General features: G+C 55.9%; 19 protein-coding genes. 14 read left to right on the top strand and 5 right to left on the bottom strand.

Annotation, left to right across the window (positions count from 1 at the left end):
* Window positions 1-74: 74 nt before the first annotated feature.
* The gene (locus tag NR114_RS14140) at window positions 75-1,226 is read left to right on the top strand and encodes a 3-phenylpropionate MFS transporter (protein ID WP_020828172.1); all 1,152 of its coding nucleotides are present in this window, start codon (window positions 75-77) and stop codon (window positions 1,224-1,226) included.
* Here the strand turns inward: NR114_RS14140 and csiE are convergent.
* Window positions 1,223-2,488: a stationary phase inducible protein CsiE gene (gene csiE, locus NR114_RS14135; protein ID WP_174574637.1), complete on the bottom strand. Its 1,266-nt coding sequence runs from the start codon at window positions 2,486-2,488 to the stop codon at window positions 1,223-1,225. The two genes, NR114_RS14140 and csiE, sit on opposite strands and share 4 nt — an antisense overlap.
* A 176-nt stretch (window positions 2,489-2,664) precedes the next feature.
* On the opposite strand from csiE, the gene NR114_RS14130 reads away from it, so the two are divergent.
* Together NR114_RS14130 and NR114_RS14125 are read left to right on the top strand one after the other, a co-directional pair.
* Window positions 2,665-3,300 carry a DUF1007 family protein gene (locus tag NR114_RS14130; protein ID WP_256814394.1) on the top strand — a complete coding sequence of 212 codons (636 nt, stop codon included), beginning with the start codon at window positions 2,665-2,667 and terminating at the stop codon, window positions 3,298-3,300.
* Complete coding sequence (locus tag NR114_RS14125) at window positions 3,291-4,313, top strand: nickel/cobalt transporter (protein WP_256814392.1); 1,023 nt, start codon at window positions 3,291-3,293, stop codon at window positions 4,311-4,313. Before NR114_RS14130 ends, NR114_RS14125 begins: the two co-directional genes overlap by 10 nt.
* 67 nt (window positions 4,314-4,380) lie before the next feature.
* On the opposite strand, the gene suhB is transcribed toward NR114_RS14125, so the two are convergent.
* Window positions 4,381-5,184, bottom strand: a complete 804-nt coding sequence (suhB, locus tag NR114_RS14120; protein WP_020828168.1) for an inositol-1-monophosphatase — start codon at window positions 5,182-5,184, stop codon at window positions 4,381-4,383.
* A 119-nt stretch (window positions 5,185-5,303) separates the two neighbouring features.
* Between suhB and trmJ the strand changes: the two genes are divergently transcribed.
* The 11 genes from trmJ to sseB all read left to right on the top strand — a co-directional run bounded on the left by trmJ (window position 5,304) and on the right by sseB (window position 14,315).
* The gene (gene trmJ, locus NR114_RS14115) at window positions 5,304-6,038 is read left to right on the top strand and encodes a tRNA (cytosine(32)/uridine(32)-2'-O)-methyltransferase TrmJ (RefSeq protein ID WP_020828167.1); all 735 of its coding nucleotides are present in this window, start codon (window positions 5,304-5,306) and stop codon (window positions 6,036-6,038) included.
* 195 nt (window positions 6,039-6,233) lie between these two features.
* Window positions 6,234-6,728: a Fe-S cluster assembly transcriptional regulator IscR gene (iscR, locus tag NR114_RS14110; RefSeq protein WP_020828166.1), complete on the top strand. Its 495-nt coding sequence runs from the start codon at window positions 6,234-6,236 to the stop codon at window positions 6,726-6,728.
* A gap of 55 nt (window positions 6,729-6,783) precedes the next feature.
* Window positions 6,784-7,998 carry an IscS subfamily cysteine desulfurase gene (locus NR114_RS14105; protein ID WP_020828165.1) on the top strand — a complete coding sequence of 405 codons (1,215 nt, stop codon included), beginning with the start codon at window positions 6,784-6,786 and terminating at the stop codon, window positions 7,996-7,998.
* 24 nt (window positions 7,999-8,022) lie between these two features.
* Entirely contained in the window at window positions 8,023-8,409 is a 387-nt protein-coding gene (gene iscU / locus NR114_RS14100; RefSeq protein WP_020828164.1) for a Fe-S cluster assembly scaffold IscU, read from the top strand.
* Between the two features lie 125 nt (window positions 8,410-8,534).
* Window positions 8,535-8,858 (top strand): iron-sulfur cluster assembly protein IscA, encoded by a 324-nt coding sequence (gene iscA, locus NR114_RS14095; protein ID WP_004952089.1) that lies wholly within the window; start codon window positions 8,535-8,537, stop codon window positions 8,856-8,858.
* Window positions 8,859-8,920: 62 nt separating this feature from the next.
* Complete coding sequence (gene hscB / locus NR114_RS14090; protein WP_020828163.1) at window positions 8,921-9,442, top strand: co-chaperone HscB; 522 nt, start codon at window positions 8,921-8,923, stop codon at window positions 9,440-9,442.
* A 150-nt stretch (window positions 9,443-9,592) separates the two neighbouring features.
* On the top strand, window positions 9,593-11,443 hold the full coding sequence (gene hscA / locus NR114_RS14085; RefSeq protein WP_256814389.1) for a Fe-S protein assembly chaperone HscA: 1,851 nt from the start codon (window positions 9,593-9,595) through the stop codon (window positions 11,441-11,443).
* 2 nt (window positions 11,444-11,445) lie between these two features.
* The gene (fdx, locus tag NR114_RS14080) at window positions 11,446-11,781 is read left to right on the top strand and encodes an ISC system 2Fe-2S type ferredoxin (RefSeq protein ID WP_004952086.1); all 336 of its coding nucleotides are present in this window, start codon (window positions 11,446-11,448) and stop codon (window positions 11,779-11,781) included.
* 32 nt (window positions 11,782-11,813) lie between these two features.
* Window positions 11,814-12,014 (top strand): Fe-S cluster assembly protein IscX, encoded by a 201-nt coding sequence (gene iscX, locus NR114_RS14075; protein ID WP_020828161.1) that lies wholly within the window; start codon window positions 11,814-11,816, stop codon window positions 12,012-12,014.
* An 83-nt stretch (window positions 12,015-12,097) separates the two neighbouring features.
* Window positions 12,098-13,393 carry an aminopeptidase PepB gene (gene pepB / locus NR114_RS14070; RefSeq protein ID WP_165801822.1) on the top strand — a complete coding sequence of 432 codons (1,296 nt, stop codon included), beginning with the start codon at window positions 12,098-12,100 and terminating at the stop codon, window positions 13,391-13,393.
* A gap of 91 nt (window positions 13,394-13,484) precedes the next feature.
* Window positions 13,485-14,315, top strand: coding sequence for an enhanced serine sensitivity protein SseB (sseB, locus tag NR114_RS14065; RefSeq protein ID WP_020828159.1), 831 nt, complete (start codon window positions 13,485-13,487; stop codon window positions 14,313-14,315).
* Between the two features lie 57 nt (window positions 14,316-14,372).
* Here the strand turns inward: sseB and NR114_RS14060 are convergent, their stop codons facing one another.
* From NR114_RS14060 to NR114_RS14050, 3 genes are all read right to left on the bottom strand, one after another.
* Window positions 14,373-15,557 carry a MalY/PatB family protein gene (locus NR114_RS14060; protein WP_048762726.1) on the bottom strand — a complete coding sequence of 395 codons (1,185 nt, stop codon included), beginning with the start codon at window positions 15,555-15,557 and terminating at the stop codon, window positions 14,373-14,375.
* 1 nt (window position 15,558) lies between these two features.
* A complete protein-coding gene (nhaC, locus tag NR114_RS14055) occupies window positions 15,559-16,998 on the bottom strand; it encodes a Na+/H+ antiporter NhaC (protein ID WP_116689959.1) in 1,440 nt (479 codons plus the stop codon).
* A gap of 123 nt (window positions 16,999-17,121) precedes the next feature.
* The gene (locus NR114_RS14050; RefSeq protein WP_256814385.1) at window positions 17,122-18,159 is read right to left on the bottom strand and encodes a LacI family DNA-binding transcriptional regulator; all 1,038 of its coding nucleotides are present in this window, start codon (window positions 18,157-18,159) and stop codon (window positions 17,122-17,124) included.
* Between the last annotated feature and the right edge of the window lie 73 nt (window positions 18,160-18,232).

The raw sequence follows: 18,232 nt of genomic DNA, 5'->3' as shown, positions 1-18,232 counted from the left end.
TGGCCTCGCACCTGAATGTACATTGCTAGCCAGTGTGAGCTCTGTCAAAGTATTGCCTTCACACCGGAGGGATCATGGTACTGCAATCAACGCGTTGGCTCGCTCTCAGTTATTTCACCTACTTCTTTTCTTACGGCATTTTCTTACCCTTTTGGGGCGTTTGGTTAAAAGGCGAGGGGATACCCCCTGAAACCATCGGTATTCTGCTCGGTGCCGGGTTGGTTGCGCGTTTCCTCGGAAGTTTGCTGATTGCTCCCCGGGTTAAGGATCCCTCTCATTTGGTGACGGCTTTGCGGCTGCTGGCATTGCTGACGCTGGCTTTTGCCATCGGGTTCTGTTTCGGTAACGGCTGGGGCTGGCTGATGCTGGTGATTGCCGGTTTCAACCTGTTCTTTTCGCCGCTGGTGCCGCTGACCGACGCACTGGCTGCGACCTGGCAAAAACAGATCACCATGGATTACGGCCGGGTCAGACTGTGGGGCTCGCTGGCGTTTGTCATCGGTTCGGCGCTGACCGGACAGATGGTTTCCGTCTGGGGGCATAACGCGATCCTTTACAGCCTGATCATCAGTATTTTGGCGATGCTGTTGGGCATGATGCTGAAACCGAGCGTGATGCCACAGGGAGAAGCGCGCAGCCACAGCGAAGCCGACCGTTCATTGTGGGAGATGTTAAAAGAGGGGCCGGTCTGGCGCTTCCTGCTGTGCGTCACCTTGTTGCAGGGCGCACATGCCGGCTATTACAGCTTCGGCTCGATCTATTGGCAGGAAGCGGGGTATTCGGCTTCGACCATTGGCTACCTGTGGTCGTTGGGTGTGGTAGCGGAAGTGATCATTTTCGCTAGCAGTAATTTCCTGTTCCGTCGCTGGAATGCCCGTAATCTGCTGCTGCTTTCCGCCTGCTGTGGCGTACTGCGCTGGGGCCTGATGGCGTCCAGTACCGAACTGGGGTGGTTGCTGGTGATCCAAATTCTGCATTGCGGCACTTTCACCGTTTGCCATCTGGCGGCCATGCGTTTTATCGCCGCGCGCAAGGGGCCGGAAGTGATCCGGTTGCAGGCGGTCTACTCGGCGCTGGCGATGGGCGGCGGCATTGCGATTATGACGGTGATTGCCGGTTTCCTGTTCGAACATCTGCAGGGCGGGGTGTTCTGGGTGATGGCAGCGGTGGCTCTGCCGGCGATGTTTATTCGCCCGCCGGCGGTGGCAGTCAGCGGCAGCCGTTAAGAGGTTTCCAGCAGCGCACGGATGGCTTTGCGCTGCTGGCGTTCCAGCGGTAATTCGGTGTAAATCAGCGGTGGCTCCGACTCGGTGTGTTCTGCGGCATAAGGGGTAATCACCAACGTGATGCCCTGTGGCGCGCCAGAGCGCAGATAATCGCGTAGCGGCAAATATTTGATGTTCAACGGCAGCAGCGTTAATTCGCGGATTTGATACTCCACTTGCTCTTCCAACTGCGGGTTGTCCAGCGTCAGCAACAGCACCTGCTTTTCCTGCAGCGCATTGCCCTGCATCAGCCAGGCGCCAAAACTGATGGCGACCAAGCCCGCTTCCTCACTGGAAAAATGAATGTCGTACTCCTGCTCCAACGGCGCCAGTGCCTCCTGAGCGGTACGCATCAGGCGTGGATACTTACGTTCGACCTCTTCCAGCAGCTGGTTATCGATGCCAATCTCAAAGCGACAGCGCTCCACCGCCGGCGCCAGATGAGCAAATAACTGGCTAATCAAATCCTCTTCACTGCTGAAGGTCATGCCGGAGATCTGTTGGAAGCGATCGACCATGTTTTTTATCGCCGCCATCAGCCGCAGATCTTCCGCTGAGTCGTTGCTGTGGTAACTGTGGTTTTTCAACATGGTGAACGTCAATACCAAAAAGTCACTTTCGCTGGCCACGGGCGGCAGGGTAAAGAGCTGATTTAACGAATGATGCAGCAAAGCGGCCGCCTGGTATTCCGGTTTCTGATGCAGCCAGTCGTGCTGAGCGGGGGTAAAAACAGGGTGTCGTTGGCGCTGGTTTTCCCAGACACAAAAGCGCAGGTAGTGCTGCAGAAACTGACGATCGCGTCGATCAAAACTGCGGTTGAGCAACGCTTCGCATTCGCCGATGCACTGCTCCAACTCTGGCGTCAGCTCTGCACCTCGTCCCAGCGCCTGCTGTAACCACTGGGAAAAGTGATGTTCGACAAACTCCGGGCTGCAGCGCAGGGCTCGTCGCAGCCAGTGGATCAGGCAGAGGCGTTGGTTGAGCGCGCTGCCTCTGATCCGGTAGCCTTCGTCGGGATTGCCGTCAATTTCCAGGTGATGGAAACGCTGGATTTCACTGGCAACCTCGGCTATATCTTGCCGGGTGATGAGGGGGGCGACGCCATTAATTTGGCTGATAGTCTCCAGTTGTACTGCGGGCACCGGCGCGTACAGCATCAATAACAGATGGCAGCGTCGCTGTTGACCGGAGAGCTCAGGCACGGGAGAAGTGTCCAGGCTCATATCACCTTCTGGCGGGTAACGATTAAATTATGAATAAGCATAGCAAAAGGCGATGCGCGGCGCGGCGACGGCACCCGGTTTTACTTCGGCTTACAACTTTCGTCACAATTATTGGCTGTAATGGCGACGGTTAAGGTTGGTTGATGTTACTTTATAACAATAATGAGTATCGTTAGATGATGAAGTTACGATTTATTCTGGCCGGTTTTTTGACGCTTTTCAGCGCCGGTGCTGTCGCTCACCCACACAGCTTTATTGATATGAACACCACTTTCGTGGCTAAGGATCAACAGCTGGTTGGCTTGAAAATGGTTTGGGTTATGGATGAAATTACCTCGGCGGATCTGCTGTACGATGCGGAAAACGCCAAAGACGACTCGGAAGTGTGGAAGAAGTTGGCGGCGCAGGTGATGGCCAACGTGCTTGGCCAACACTATTTCACCGACATGTATCGCGACGGCAAACGAGTGAAGTACCTGAACCTGCCGACTGAATATCACCTGTCGCGTCAGGGGCATCAGGCGGTGCTGGAGTTTGTGTTGCCGCTGGCCGAGCCGCAGCCGCTGGCGGGCAAGCCGTTTGAAATCGCCACCTACGATCCCACCTACTTTGTCGATATGACCTATAAAGATAAAACGGCGCTGCATTTGCCACCGGAAATGGCCGCTCAATGCAAGTTCAAGCTGATGACGCCAAAACCGAACTCCTCCTTGCAGGCTTATGCGTTATCCCTCGATAAGAACGATTCCCCCGGTGAAGATATGGAGCTGGGGCAACAGTTTGCGCAGAAGGTCAGCCTGCAATGTCGGTAAATCTCAGCCAGCCCGTCACGCGTAAACGGCACTGGGTCTTCAGCCTGTGGCCGCTGTTGCTGTTTGCGCTGCTGCTGGCACTGGGTGCCCGGTTGGCGTGGCACTATTGGCCGCAGTTGCTGTTGCAAAGCGTGGTGTGGCAAAAAGGTTTGCATCTGCAGATGGCCGGTCTGTTGCAGCAGGTCAAAGCGGCACCGCAGCAAGCCGGATTGGCCTTGATGCTGTTCAGCCTGAGCTATGGGGTGTTGCATGCGCTCGGGCCCGGCCATGGCAAGGTGGTGATTGCCACCTATCTGGCTACCCACCCGGCGCGGCTGAAAAGCAGCCTGAAACTGACCTTTGCCGCCTCGTTGGTGCAGGGGCTGGTGGCTATCGCCCTGGTAACGCTGATGCTGGTGGTGCTGCAACTGTCATCACGGCAGTTGCATCAGAGCAGTTTCTGGTTGGAGAAGGGCAGTTTTGTTCTGGTGATGTTGCTTGGGGTGCTGCTCACTTGGCGCGCGTTGAAGCGTTTGTATCACGCGCTGAAAACCCTGCGTCCGCAACCGGCGCTGCGAATCAACAGCCTGCAACCTCTGCCGGCGGATCACGTTCACAGCGAGCATTGTGGCTGTGGTCACCGCCATTTGCCGAGTGATACAGAGCTGCAGGCCGGCAGCGATTGGCGTACACAGACTGCCATCGTACTGGCGATGGGTATGCGGCCCTGCTCGGGGGCAATACTGGTGTTGCTGTTTTCCAAAGTGATTGGCGTTTTCGCCTGGGGAGTGGTTTCCGCATTGGCGATGGCGCTCGGCACTTCACTGACTATCTCGTTGTTGGCCTTGCTGGTGCATTACAGCCGCCGACTGGCGGTGCGACTCAGCCGTTCACGCGCTCCCGCTGCCTGGAGTGCGGTGGCCTGGGGTTCGCTGGCGCTGGCCGGCGGTTTGATTTTGCTGTTTGCCGGGTTGTTGTTATACGCCAGTGCCCAGCCGGAATTCGGCGGCGGCATTCGGCCTTTCTCCCGCTAGCAGGCATAAAAAAAGCGCTGCAGTGATTGCAGCGCTTTTTCTTTATTCATTCACTTCCACTTCACGATTAACGCTTCAGCGCTTCGCTCAGTTCATCACGCATGGTAGAAAGCATGGCTTTCACAACGCGTGGGTTACCGGCTACCACGTTGCCGGAGCTGAAGTGGTTGTGGCCGCCAACGAAGTCGGTCACCAGGCCGCCAGATTCGCGGACCAGCAGTTCACCCGCGGCGAAATCCCATGGCTTCAGGCCAATTTCGAAGAAACCGTCCACGCGACCGGCAGCCACGTAGGCCAGATCCAGTGCGGCAGAACCGGTACGACGGAAGTCGGCACATTGGGTAAACAGCTTGCCAACCACGTTGATGTATGGTGTTGCGTGCTGCTTAACTTTGAACGGGAAGCCGGTTGCCAGGATGGTGCCATCCAGGTCTTTGGCGTTGGTGCCGCGCAGACGGTAACCGTTGAGCTGTGCGCCCTGACCGCGGGTAGCGGTGAACAGTTCGTTACGCATTGGATCGTAAACCACAGCGACTTCGGTACGGCCTTTAATGCGTACAGCGATAGAAACTGAGAAGTGTGGGAAACGTTTGATGAAGTTTGATGTGCCATCCAGTGGATCGATCACCCATTGTACGTCTTTATCTTCGCCGACCAATTCGCCGCGTTCTTCGGTAACAATAGTATGTTGCGGATAGGACTTGCGAATGACTTCGATGATCAGATGCTCTGCATCGCGATCGACGTTAGTGACAAAGTCATTGGTCCCTTTTTGACTCGCTTCTACAGCGTCTGGGGTTTCGTAGTTTTTGGCAATCAGGTTACCGGCCTTGCGCGCAGCGCGCACGGCGATCGTCAGCATCGGATGCATGGGTATCTTCCAACTAGGATGTTAAAGAACAGGAAACGGCGCGAAGTATAGCAGGTGTTCGGTAAAATGCCTACGGCTGTGTTAAGATGCTGTGATTTTCCGCTACGCTCAGAGTTTGTATGCTGCATAACATCCGCATTGTTCTGGTAGAAACCTCTCATACCGGCAACATGGGCTCGACCGCCAGAGCCATGAAAACCATGGGGCTAACCAACCTTTATCTGGTTAACCCGCTGATAAAACCCGATTCTCAGGCGATCGCCCTGGCCGCTGGCGCCAGCGACGTGATCGGCAACGCCACTATTGTTGACACTTTGGACGACGCCATTGCCGGCTGTAGCCTGGTGGTGGGTACCAGCGCGCGTTCACGTACTTTGCCGTGGCCGATGCTGGAACCCCGTGAATGCGGCGTACGCGCGGTGCACGAAGGTGAGCATGCGCCAGTGGCGTTGGTCTTCGGCCGTGAACGTGTCGGCCTGACCAATGACGAACTGCAAAAGTGTCATTATCACGTCGCCATTCCTGCCAACCCGGATTACAGCTCGCTGAATCTGGCGATGGCGGTGCAGATTCTGGCCTATGAAGTGCGCGTGGCTTACCTCGATCGTCAACAGGCGGGCGTGCCGCCGTTGGAAGAGACGCCGTATCCGCTGGTGGATGACCTCGAACGTTTCTATCAGCATCTGGAACAAACGCTGCAAAATAGCGGCTTCATTCGTCCGTCCCATCCGGGGCAGGTGATGAGTCGTTTACGCCGTTTATTCACCCGCGCACGGCCGGAAGCTCAAGAGCTGAATATTTTGCGCGGCATGCTGACGTCGATAGAGAAACAGGACAAACAGCAAGGTCATTAATTTTGGGGCTGCGTAACGGTTAACGGTAATAGCATTAGTTATCCAAGGGTTATAACATGTATTTTATATGCATTTTGCATGGCTAAGTACAAAATGTGCTAATACTTGAGTAAATTACTAGGTTAAATAGTTGACTGATTTACTCGGGAATGTCAGACTTTCGGCCATGTTTGACCAACAGGTAACCACTTAGCTATGAGACTGACATCTAAAGGCCGTTATGCCGTAACCGCTATGCTTGACGTGGCATTGCACTCCCAGGAAGGGCCAGTCCCTCTGGCGGATATTTCTGAGCGCCAAGGTATCTCGCTCTCTTATCTGGAACAATTATTCTCCCGTCTGCGTAAAAATGGCCTGGTTGCCAGCGTACGCGGACCGGGCGGTGGTTATCTGCTGGGCAAAGACGCGGGTGAGATTGCCGTTGGTGCAGTTATCACTGCCGTCGATGAATCGGTAGATGCAACCCGTTGCCAGGGTAAAGAAGGCTGTCAGGGTGGCGATCGCTGCCTGACCCATACCCTGTGGCGCGATCTGAGTGAGCGCATCAGCGGGTTCCTGAACAACATTACGCTGGCTGAACTGGTGAACAACCAGGAAGTGCTGGTGGTGGCGGACCGTCAAAACAACGATACCCGTCGCACGGCCAACGGTCGTCCGCAAGAAACTATCAACGTTAATCTGCGCGCATAAGCAGCTGGCGATACTTTTTTTAGTTTTTGGAAGTGATGTACGGAGCACAAGAGCAATGAAATTACCGATTTATCTGGATTACTCAGCAACGACGCCGGTTGATCCGCGCGTCGCTGAGAAAATGATGCAGTTTTTGACTCTGGACGGGACTTTCGGTAACCCGGCTTCCCGTTCCCACCGTTTCGGGTGGCAGGCGGAAGAAGCGGTAGATATCGCCCGTAACCAAATTGCTGAACTGGTTGGCGCTGACCCGCGCGAAATCGTGTTCACTTCCGGAGCAACCGAATCCGACAACCTGGCGATTAAAGGCGCTGCCAATTTCTATCAAAAGAAAGGCAAGCACATCATCACCAGCAAAACCGAACACAAAGCCGTGCTGGACACCTGTCGCCAGCTCGAGCGTGAAGGCTTTGAAGTGACCTACCTGGCACCGCAAAGCAACGGTATCATCAGCCTGCAAGCCCTCGAAGCCGCGATGCGCGACGACACCATTCTGGTTTCGATCATGCACGTGAACAACGAAATCGGCGTGGTGCAGGATATCGAAGCGATCGGCGAAATGTGCCGCGCACGCGGTATCATCTACCACGTTGATGCGACCCAGAGCGTGGGCAAACTGCCTATCGACCTGAGCAAGCTGAAAGTCGATCTGATGTCCTTCTCCGGCCACAAGATTTATGGCCCGAAAGGTATCGGTGCGCTGTACGTGCGTCGTAAACCGCGTATCCGTATCGAAGCCCAGATCCACGGCGGCGGTCATGAGCGCGGTATGCGTTCAGGTACGTTGCCAGTGCATCAGATCGCCGGTATGGGTGAAGCCTACCGTATCGCCAAAGAAGAAATGCCGACCGAAATGGCGCGTCTGCGTACGCTGCGTGACCGCCTGTGGAACGGCGTGAAAGATATGGAAGAAGTGTATCTGAACGGCGACCTGGAACACGGCGTTCCTAACATTCTGAATGTCAGCTTCAACTATGTTGAAGGTGAATCGCTGATCATGGCGCTGAAAGACCTTGCCGTCTCTTCAGGCTCCGCCTGTACCTCCGCTAGCCTTGAGCCATCTTACGTGCTGCGCGCGTTGGGTATGACCGACGAGTTGGCGCATAGCTCGATCCGTTTCTCCCTGGGGCGTTTCACCACGGAAGAAGAGATCGATTACACCATTCAACTGGTGCGTAAATCCATTGGCCGTCTGCGCGACCTGTCTCCACTGTGGGATATGTTCAAGCAGGGCGTGGATATCAACAGCATCGAATGGGCACATCATTAATTCTCAGGATTCAGGAGCAAGGTCATGGCTTACAGCGAAAAAGTAATCGATCACTATGAAAACCCGCGTAACGTGGGTTCTTTCGACAACGAAGATCCTAGCGTCGGTAGCGGTATGGTTGGCGCACCGGCTTGTGGCGACGTCATGAAGCTGCAGATCAAAGTCAACAATGAAGGCATCATTGAAGACGCGCGTTTTAAAACGTACGGCTGCGGCTCCGCCATCGCTTCCAGCTCGCTGGTGACCGAATGGATGAAAGGCAAATCTCTTGATCAGGCCGAAGCGATTAAAAACACCCAAATCGCCGAAGAACTGGAATTACCGCCGGTAAAAATTCACTGCTCTATCCTGGCGGAAGACGCCATTAAAGCAGCGATTGCCGACTACAAGAGCAAACATAACGCCAAGTAATTCTTGTGTAGGGGCGCTGTATGCCGCGTCCGCATTGATTGGGGCGAATATATTCGCCCCCTACACCGGTTAGCCCCCCAACATCGGTTTTGCTACAGGTTGGGAATATTGAGTATGAGGTTGTGATGTCAATTACCATGAGCGACAGCGCTGCGCAGCGTGTTCAGGCATTTATGAATAACCGCGGCAAGGGTCTTGGCCTGCGTCTGGGGGTGAGAACCTCTGGCTGCTCCGGGATGGCGTACGTGCTGGAATTTGTTGACGAAATGAACGATGACGACATCGTTTTTGAAAACAAAGGCGTTAAGGTGATCATTGACGGCAAGAGCCTGGTCTACCTTGACGGCACCGAGCTTGATTTCGTTAAGGAAGGCCTGAACGAAGGCTTCAAGTTCAACAACCCCAATGTTTCAAGCGAGTGCGGCTGCGGCGAAAGTTTCAACGTCTGACAGTCCGTCAAGCTCCCCCGCCGGCGCGGGGGAACTTCATCCGATAAAGCCCAGAGCACGCTATGGATTACTTTACTTTATTCGGGCTGCCAGTTCGCTATCTCGTGGACGGCAGCCTGCTTGCATCTCGCTATCAGGATCTGCAACGCCAATTCCATCCCGATCGCAATGCTCTCCAGCCGGAACGCGAACGCCTGATGGCGTTGCAACAGGCGGCGACTATCAATGAAGCCTACCAAACGCTGAAGCACCCATTAAAACGCGCAGAGTATATGTTATCTTTGCACGGTTTTGATTTGGGTAACGAGCAGCATACCCTGCGGGATACCGCTTTCCTGATGGAACAGCTGGAATTGCGTGAAGAGCTCGACGCCATTGAGCGCAAAGCGGAGGCGGAAAGCCTGCTGGCCGACTTTGGCGCGCGGGTGAACGAAACGGTCAAACAGCGCACTGCGCTGATGGTGCAGCAGCTGGATAACCAGCAGTGGCCCGAGGCCGCCGATACCGTGCGTAAGCTACGCTTTTTGGACAAACTCCAGCAACAGGTTGAACAACTCGAAGAAAAACTGCTGGGTTTTGAGTAATTCTTTTCATTTATACCCAAAATAATTGGAGTTGCTTGTAGGCGGCAACTGAGTGAATCCCCAGGAGCTTACTCAAGTAAGAGACTGGGGTGAGTGAAGGCAGCCAACACCCAAGCAGCTTCAAGTATGAAGGATATGGGAAGCTTCAATATGGCCTTATTACAAATTAGTGAGCCCGGCCTCAGCGCCGCGCCGCACCAGCGCCGTCTGGCTGCCGGTATTGATTTAGGCACCACCAACTCTCTGGTCGCCACGGTGCGCAGCGGGCAGGCGGAAACGCTGGCCGATGCTCAGGGGCGCGATTTACTGCCCTCGGTGGTGCACTATCAGGCTGATACCTTGCGTGTCGGTTGGGATGCGCGCCAGCAGGCCGCACAGGATCCCGCCAACACCATCAGCTCAATCAAACGCATGATGGGCCGCTCTCTGGCCGACGTACAGCAGCGTTACCCGAACCTGCCGTACCAGTTCCAGGCCAGTGAAAACGGCTTGCCGATGATCCTGACCGCCGCCGGACCGGTTAACCCGGTAGGCGTTTCCGCCGATATCCTCAAAGCGCTTGCCGTGCGTGCGCAAACCGCGCTGGAAGGGGATTTAGACGGCGTGGTGATCACCGTTCCCGCATATTTTGACGATGCACAGCGCCAGGGCACCAAGGACGCTGCGCGTCTGGCCGGGCTGCACGTGCTGCGCCTGCTGAACGAACCTACGGCGGCAGCGATTGCCTATGGCCTGGATTCCGGGCAGGAAGGCATTATCGCGGTTTACGATTTGGGCGGCGGCACCTTTGATATTTCCATTCTGCGGCTGAGCCGCGGCGTGTTCGAAGTGTTGGCCACCGGCGGCGATTCCGCGTTGGGCGGCGACGACTTTGACCACCTGCTGGCCGATTGGCTGCGGGAACAGGCCGGCGTGGCCGACCGTAGCGATCATGGCGTTCAGCGTCAACTGCTGGACGCGGCCATTGCCGCCAAGATAGCACTGAGCGATGCCGACAGTGTGAGCGTGGAAGTTGCCGGTTGGCAGGGCGAAGTGACGCGAGCACAGTTCGACGCCTTGATCGCCACACTGGTTAAACGCACCCTGATGGCTTGTCGCCGTGCGCTGAAAGACGCCGGCGTCAATGCTGAAGACGTGTTGGAAGTGGTGATGGTTGGCGGTTCCACTCGCGTACCTTTGGTGCGTGAGCAGGTAGGCGCGTTCTTTGGCCGCACGCCGCTGACTTCGATTGATCCCGATAAAGTGGTCGCCATCGGTGCCGCCATTCAGGCCGATATTCTGGTGGGCAACAAACCGGACAGCGACATGCTGCTGTTGGATGTGATCCCGCTGTCGCTGGGTCTGGAAACCATGGGCGGTCTGGTCGAAAAAGTGATCCCGCGCAACACCACCATTCCGGTGGCGCGTGCCCAGGAGTTTACCACCTTTAAAGACGGCCAAAGCGCGATGATGATCCACGTGCTGCAGGGTGAGCGTGAGCTGGTACAGGATTGCCGTTCGCTGGCGCGTTTCTCGCTGCGCGGCTTACCGCCGCTGCCTGCCGGTGGCGCACACATTCGCGTCACCTTCCAGGTGGATGCCGACGGCCTGTTGAGCGTTACCGCGATGGAGAAATCCACCGGCGTTGAGGCTTCGATTCAGGTTAAACCGTCGTATGGCCTTTCCGATGCCGAAATCGCCGGTATGATCAAAGACTCGATGGCCAATGCGCAGAGCGATGTTGGCGCACGTAAGCTGGCAGAACAGCGGGTTGAGGCGTCTCGGGTGCTGGAAAGCCTGCAGGGCGCACTGGCAAGCGATGCTGCTTTACTGAGCGAGGCCGAAAGTACGGCGATCGCCGCGGCGGTGGAAGCTTTGCAACAGGCGACGCAGGGCACCGATCCTGCCGCTATCGAAGCCGCAATAAAAACATTAGATGCACAAACGCAAGACTTTGCCGCGCGCCGCATGGATGCTTCCATTCGCCGTGCGCTGGCTGGCCATTCTGTGGATGAGGTTTAATCATGCCTAAAATTGTTTTCCTGCCCCATCAAGATTTATGCCCGGAGGGGGCGGTACTGGAAGCTGAGCAAGGGGAGTCAATCCTCAACGTTGCACTGCGCAACGGTATCGAAATTGAGCACGCCTGCGAGAAATCCTGCGCCTGCACCACCTGTCACTGCATCGTGCGCGAAGGCTTTGACTCTCTTGAAGAGAGCAGCGAGCTGGAAGACGACATGCTGGACAAGGCCTGGGGTCTGGAGCCGGAAAGCCGCCTGAGCTGCCAGGCGCTGGTGGCCGACGAAGATTTGGTGGTCGAAATGCCGCGTTATACCGTTAACCATGCGCGTGAGCATTAATTGCTAGCCGCGGCGCAGAGCTGGAGATAATAATGGGACTGAAGTGGACCGATAGCCGTGAAATCGGCGAAGCCCTGTACGACCAATACCCGGATACCGATCCGAAAACCGTACGTTTTACCGACATGCATCAGTGGATTTGCGATCTGGAAGATTTTGATGACGATCCACAGGCTTCCAATGAGAAAATACTGGAAGCGATCCTGCTGGTCTGGTTAGATGAAGCGGAGTAAATAGCGTAACGGGCTGCCATAGGCGGCCCGTTTATTTTGTATCCGACACGATTAATAAAAGAATAATCCGGAGTAAGAAGGCTATGACAACTGAATTCATGCAGGTAACGCTGTCGAACCAACCTGCCGACGCTCGCTGGGGCGAAAAAGCGCTGCTGAGCACTGATGATCGAGGAATGACCATTCACCTGATCGGCAACGACAAGCTGGGGGGCATCCAGCGTGCTGCCCGCAAGATTGACGGCCAAGGTGTCAAGAACGTCAAACTGGCCGGCGATGGCTGGGATCTGGAGAACAGCTGGGCGTTCTGGCAAGGTTTCCGCGGGCCAAAAGGCAAGCGCAGCGTCGAATGGGCAGAGCTGCCGGAAGCGGAACGCAAAGAGCTGGAACAGCGTCTGAAGATCGTCGATTGGGTACGCGACACCATCAATATGCCGGCGGAAGAGCTGGGGCCGGAACAACTGGCTACGCGCGCGGTTGATCTGATGTGTGACGTTGGCTGCGATGCCGTCAGCTATCGTATTACCAAGGGTGAAGATCTGCGCGAGCAAAACTACGCCGGTATTCACACCGTGGGCCGGGGTTCCGATCGTTCACCGGTGCTGTTGGCACTGGACTTCAACCCGACCGGCAACCCGGAAGCGCCGGTATTTGCTTGCCTGGTGGGCAAAGGCATCACCTTTGACACCGGTGGCTACAGCCTGAAGCAAAGTGCCTTTATGGATTCCATGAAAGCGGATATGGGCGGTGCGGCCACCATTACCGGCGCACTGGCGCTGGCGGCGGCACGTGGTCTGAAACAGCGCGTGAAACTCTATCTGTGCTGCGCCGATAACATGGTTAGCGGTAACGCCTTCAAACTGGGCGACATCATCCGTTATCGTAACGGCAAAACCGTTGAGGTTATGAACACCGATGCGGAAGGGCGCCTGGTACTGGCTGACGGACTGATCGATGCTTCTGCACAAAACCCTGAGTTGATCATCGACTGCGCCACCCTGACCGGTGCGGCGAAAACGGCGGTGGGTAACGATTACCATGCGTTGTTCAGCTTCGATGATGCTTTGGCACAGGAACTGCTGACCAGCGCGGCTGCCGAGCAAGAGCCTTTCTGGCGCCTGCCGTTGGCTGAGTTCCACCGCAGCCAGCTGCCGTCCAACTTTGCTGAACTGAACAATATTGCCGGCCCGGCCTACACTGCCGGTGCCAGCACCGCGGCTGCATTCCTGTCGCATTTTGTGCAGAATTATCAGAAAGGCTGGTTGCACATTGACTGCTCCGCCACTTACCGTAAGGGTGCGGTGGATCAATGGTCTGCCGGTGCGACCGGTCTGGGTGTGCGTGCCCTGGCCAACCTGTTGCTGAGCAAAGCCAAATAATGGCATGCTCGCCTTGGCGGGCGGCTTGAACGTCGTTTTATTGTCGGGGCCCAGCATGCTGGGCCCCGTTATTTGATTGCTGGAGTTTGTCATGAGTTCTCACCATCACGATACCGCCACAGGCGAAAACGAACTTGAACGCCTGCTGAAGCTGGCGGTGACCGAGCCGGCCCATCGCCCGGCGTTTTTCCGTGAGTTGCTCGACGCGACGGTGTTGATCCTCGGTGACAGCGAACAGGTACAGCATGGCGGTGACATCACGCTGAACGCCGATACGCCGGTGAATATTCAGCACTGGGAAAAACAGGACGGCGGCAGCATCATTCCGTTTTTTAGCTCGGTAGAAGCGCTGCAAAAGGCCGTTGAAGACGAACAGCCGTTTATCGCCATGCCGGCGCGGGTATTGTTCGAAATCACTCAGGGCGCGGATCTGTTCCTCAACCCTAAAGCCGAGTACGGCAAAGAGTTTTATCCTGAAGAAGTGGCAATGCTGCTGGCCACCGGTGGCGTAGCCAAACCGGCGGAACGTTATATCGACAAGGATACCCAGATCCTGTTGGGTCAGCCGGAGGAGTACCCGTCGGCGATGGTCGATGCCTTGACCACGCTTTTCAGTCAACGCAAGCCAGTGCGCCGTGCGTTTTTGGCACTGATGCACGATCAGGCGGTCGACGAAAAACCAAATCTGTTGGTCGGACTGGAAGTGGACGGTGAGCCGGCGGAAATTGAAGCGCTGATCAACGAAGCCGGAAGCGTTGCCAGCGAAACTGCGCCCAACGACGAGCCGGTAGATTTTTGTCTGGTCTCTGAAAAGGAGCGTGGGGTCAGCCATTACCTGATCACTCATACCCAACCTTTCTACCAGCGCCGCTGGGGCAGTTGGCTGCGTAATATCATTCCTTCGACCGACAAAACCCAGTAATCCTGTTTTTCGCTACCGGCGCGCATTCTGCCGGTAGCGCTTGCTTTTTCCTGCTGATCAAAGCGACGGTTTTAATCGCGCAAGCCCTGCAATGGCGCTTTCAAGATATTGACGCGGGCAGCCGAGATTGAGGCGGATAAATCCTTTTCCCTGTTCCCCAAAGCTGACGCCCATGGAGGCAGCAATTTTTGACTGGTGGATCAGCGCCTGTTGAAGCGCATTGTCATCCAGGCCCAAAGCGCGACAATCCAGCCAGGCAAGATAGGTGCCTTCGGCCCGGGTCATTTTGCACCAGGGGGCGGCATAGGCTAAGGCCTGTTCAAACCAGCGCCGGTTGTCTGCCAGATATTGCTGCAGAGCATCAAGCCAGGTTTCCCCTTGCTGATAGGCGGCCGTGGCGGCGGTCATCGACAGCGCATTGAAGACATCCAACCCATGGGCATTGAGGCGTTCGACAAACGCATTTCGGGTTTGATCGTTGGGGATCAGGAAGTTTGAGATGCGCAGTGACGACAGGCCAAAGCTCTTGCTGGCGGAAGTCGCAGAAATCACATGGTCTTGCCAGCTCTCGTCCAGATGCAGCACGGAGGTGAAGGTCTCGCCAGGCAGCAGCAGATCGGCCCAGATTTCATCGGAGATAACCGTTACGCCATAGCGGCTGCACAGCGTCATCAACTGCGTCAGTTCGTCGCGGGTCCAGCACCGGCCCGTTGGGTTATGCGGATTGCACAGCAGCAGCAACGGGGGCTTGCGCTGTTCAAAACACGCCTCCAGATGATCGAAGTCGAATTGATAGCCTTGCGGGCCGAGGGCTAAAGGATTTTCAAGCACCTCTCTGCCGTTCAGGGTAACGATCTTGGCAAAAGATCCGTAGTACGGCCCCTGGATCACGATCGGATCTCCGGGCTGGCTTAGCAGTTGGATCAGGATCGCCAGACCGGGAACCACGCCTTCGATGGAGGTGAACCACTCCCGCTGCAAAGGCAACTGGTGCCGTTTTGAGAACCAATCCATCACCGCTTGGTAATACTGGTCATCGCGTTCGCTGTAACCGAATATGCCGTGTTCAACGCGGTGATGCAGCGCCTGTCGGACTTCCAGCGGACACTGAAAGTCAAAATCGGACACCCACATCGGCAAAAGATCGGTTTCATCGAGCTGCAGATAGCGGTCGATAAAGTCCCATTTCACCGAGCCGGTGTGGTGGCGGTTGATGATCTGGTTAAAATCGGTTTGTTTCACGTCAGGCTTCCTTACGCTGTAAATCTTGTTGTGGCTGTATCTTGGCAATGCCGAAACCGGTAAATCCGTAAATCAGGGCGAATACTACGGCGGCGTAGCATTGGATGGCCCAGGGCAGCAAATCCAGCGTGCTGACCCCCAGGGTGGTCGCCATATAAATGCCTGCGGCGGTCCACGGAATTAACGGTTCGATGACGGTGCCTGCATCTTCTACGGTCCGCGATAGGTTTTTATTGTCCAGGCCCATGCGGCGATAAGCGCCTTTGAAGAGTTCAGCGGGGATCAGCAGCGCCAATTTGCCGTCGCTGGTGGCGCCGGTGACCAGAATGGTGGTTGCAACCGTTGCGGCGATCAGTTGGCCGGTAGTGTGAACCACTTTCAGCAGCCGATTGATGATGACGGTCAATGCCCCGGTCAGGGTTAATGCGCCCGCAAAGGAAAAGGCGCAGAAGACCAGCAGGATGGTACTCATCATCGAAAACATACCGCCCCGGTTGAGCAGGCGAGGCACATCTTCGACGATATCGTTGATGCCGTGCCCTTGAGTGGCAAACATTGAAAGGTTAAAACCATCCATCAGCGCATTTAAGCCTTGTTGCAGACTGAACCCCTGCAGAAGTACGCCGATGGCGATAGCCAGCGCACAGGCTGCCAGCATGACCGGGATCACCGGACGTTTGGTCACCGCGCCCCACAGCACCAGAACCGGGGGCAGGATTAGCAACAGGTTGAAGTGATAAAGGCTCTCTAGCGCCGTCACGATCTCGGTGACTTTTTCCGGTGTAGCCACGCTGCCGACGGCGCTGGTGTGTCCGGCAATCAGATATACCACCGCCGCTAAAATGAAGCTCGGAAGCGTTGTATACATCAGGTGCTGGATATGGCTGTAAAGGTCGGTGTCCGCAACGATGGCCGCGAAATTGGTTGAGTCAGACAATGGGGATATTTTGTCGCCAAAATAGGCCCCGGAAACGACAGCTCCCGCGGCGGCGGCCAATGGCACATCCAGCCCGGCGGCTACGCCCATCAGCGCGACCCCGACGGTGCCTGCTGCCCCCCAGGATGTACCGGTACACACGGAAATCACGCTGGTAATGAAGAACGCGGCGATCAGGATATATTGAGGGCTGATCAGTTTGAGCCCCCAATAAACCATATAAGGAATGGTACCGCTGAACATCCAGGTGCCGATCAGCCCGCCCACACAAATCAATATCATAATCACCGGCATGGCTTTGGCCAGTTTGGCGACGATGGAATCAATGATGTCGTCCCAGCGGTAGCCCTGCCAGTAGGCCAGCGCAGCGGCAATGCCGGCGGAAGCCAGCAGCAGCGGTTCGATCCGCAGTCCCAACTGGCCATAGCCTATGATAAGCAGCAACAGCATGGCCACAATGGGGAGCATCGCTAACCCCAGGTTGAGCTTCTTTTTGTCATTCATTTACAACTCCGGTTAAGGATGGGGATGTGACGCAAGCCTAATGAATTTGCAGTGAATGAGGTGTGAGCACGGGCCATTGGCGATGTAATCGGTTACATGAAGACGCGTTATGTGAGAGATCTCTCACTTGGCGGCCTTGTTTTCTTCAAATGGGGGATTTTTTTCCATAAAGGCCACCGAGTCCCGCAGGATCAGCTCAGCGGAAAACCGATTGTTCTGCGGCGTAACAGCGGTGCCTGAATTGAGTTGCAGCGCCAAATTGGCCGCGCGTCGGGCCATTTTCTCAATCGGATAATGCACGGTAGTCAACGGCGGGTGGAGGTATTTTGCCAGGGCTACGTCATCGAAGCCGACAATCGAGATATCTTCGGGCAGGTTCATCCGCCGCTGGCGAAAGGTGCGCATAATGCCGGCGGCCATTACGTCGTTGAATGTCAGCGCGGCGGTAAAAGCCTGCTTACTGGCGAGGATTTTCTCTGCCGCTGCTTCGCCCCCTTGCTCATTGAAGGGGACGCTGATGATCCAGTCACCCGGCACCGCAATCCCGGCTTCGGCCATCGCGGTTCGATATCCCTCGAGACGCTGCCTGCGGTCATCGATCGGCAGATCTGTGGTGATGCAGGCAATGTTGCGGTGTCCGCGCTCGATGAGCATTCGGGTGGCAGCCTGAGAAGCGCTGACGTTGTCCAGCCAGATGCAGCGATTGGCGATGGCGGGCAAATAGCGGTTGATCACCACCATCGCCGGAGTGTGGGCGGCATAACGTAGAATATCGGCATCGCTCATGCGGGTGACGTGGGCAACAATCGATTCGCAGCCTTGATTGATCAGGAAATCCAGGCCGTTTTTCTCCAGTTCGGCCTGATGGCCACCGCTGCAGACCATCAATTTTACACCGTCTTTGCGCGTGATATCTTCCACGCCTCGGGCTAGTCGCGAGAAAAACGGATCGTCGAGGTTACCGGTCAGCAACCCCAGCATATTGCCGCTGCGTTTCGCCAGCGCCAGCGCGGCGGCATTTCGATGATAGTTAAACTCGCGCATGGCTTTTTCAACGCGTTCACGGGTGACGGGTTCAACATAAGCGGTGCTGTTGATCACCCTGCTGACGGTGGCGGTGGAAACGCCAGCGCGTCGGGCAACGTCTTTCATGGTGGCCATATCATTTCCTGCTGGTTTCGCGGCTGCCGAAGTGGGCGGAGCCAAGTCTGGATGATTTTTATTATCTTTTTGT

The sequence above is a fragment of the Serratia sp. Ser99 genome (assembly GCF_024519545.1).
GTDB lineage: Bacteria > Pseudomonadota > Gammaproteobacteria > Enterobacterales > Enterobacteriaceae > Serratia > Serratia liquefaciens.
Note: the sequence above shows the minus strand (reverse complement) of the source record. Positions and strands in the feature narration are given on the sequence as shown.

What these genes read in the sequence shown, in the direction of transcription:
- NR114_RS14140 (WP_020828172.1), top strand. Translation starts at nt 75, where the DNA reads ATGGTACTGCAATCAACGCGTTGGCTCGCTCTCAGTTATTTCACCTAC.
- hscA (WP_256814389.1), top strand. Translation starts at nt 9,593, where the DNA reads ATGGCCTTATTACAAATTAGTGAGCCCGGCCTCAGCGCCGCGCCGCAC.
- NR114_RS14050 (WP_256814385.1), bottom strand. Translation starts at nt 18,159, where the DNA reads ATGGCCACCATGAAAGACGTTGCCCGACGCGCTGGCGTTTCCACCGCC.
- iscU (WP_020828164.1), top strand. Translation starts at nt 8,023, where the DNA reads ATGGCTTACAGCGAAAAAGTAATCGATCACTATGAAAACCCGCGTAAC.
- NR114_RS14105 (WP_020828165.1), top strand. Translation starts at nt 6,784, where the DNA reads ATGAAATTACCGATTTATCTGGATTACTCAGCAACGACGCCGGTTGAT.
- trmJ (WP_020828167.1), top strand. Translation starts at nt 5,304, where the DNA reads ATGCTGCATAACATCCGCATTGTTCTGGTAGAAACCTCTCATACCGGC.
- nhaC (WP_116689959.1), bottom strand. Translation starts at nt 16,998, where the DNA reads ATGAATGACAAAAAGAAGCTCAACCTGGGGTTAGCGATGCTCCCCATT.
- iscA (WP_004952089.1), top strand. Translation starts at nt 8,535, where the DNA reads ATGTCAATTACCATGAGCGACAGCGCTGCGCAGCGTGTTCAGGCATTT.
- sseB (WP_020828159.1), top strand. Translation starts at nt 13,485, where the DNA reads ATGAGTTCTCACCATCACGATACCGCCACAGGCGAAAACGAACTTGAA.
- iscX (WP_020828161.1), top strand. Translation starts at nt 11,814, where the DNA reads ATGGGACTGAAGTGGACCGATAGCCGTGAAATCGGCGAAGCCCTGTAC.
- csiE (WP_174574637.1), bottom strand. Translation starts at nt 2,488, where the DNA reads ATGAGCCTGGACACTTCTCCCGTGCCTGAGCTCTCCGGTCAACAGCGA.
- fdx (WP_004952086.1), top strand. Translation starts at nt 11,446, where the DNA reads ATGCCTAAAATTGTTTTCCTGCCCCATCAAGATTTATGCCCGGAGGGG.
- NR114_RS14125 (WP_256814392.1), top strand. Translation starts at nt 3,291, where the DNA reads ATGTCGGTAAATCTCAGCCAGCCCGTCACGCGTAAACGGCACTGGGTC.
- hscB (WP_020828163.1), top strand. Translation starts at nt 8,921, where the DNA reads ATGGATTACTTTACTTTATTCGGGCTGCCAGTTCGCTATCTCGTGGAC.
- pepB (WP_165801822.1), top strand. Translation starts at nt 12,098, where the DNA reads ATGACAACTGAATTCATGCAGGTAACGCTGTCGAACCAACCTGCCGAC.
- NR114_RS14130 (WP_256814394.1), top strand. Translation starts at nt 2,665, where the DNA reads ATGATGAAGTTACGATTTATTCTGGCCGGTTTTTTGACGCTTTTCAGC.
- iscR (WP_020828166.1), top strand. Translation starts at nt 6,234, where the DNA reads ATGAGACTGACATCTAAAGGCCGTTATGCCGTAACCGCTATGCTTGAC.
- suhB (WP_020828168.1), bottom strand. Translation starts at nt 5,184, where the DNA reads ATGCATCCGATGCTGACGATCGCCGTGCGCGCTGCGCGCAAGGCCGGT.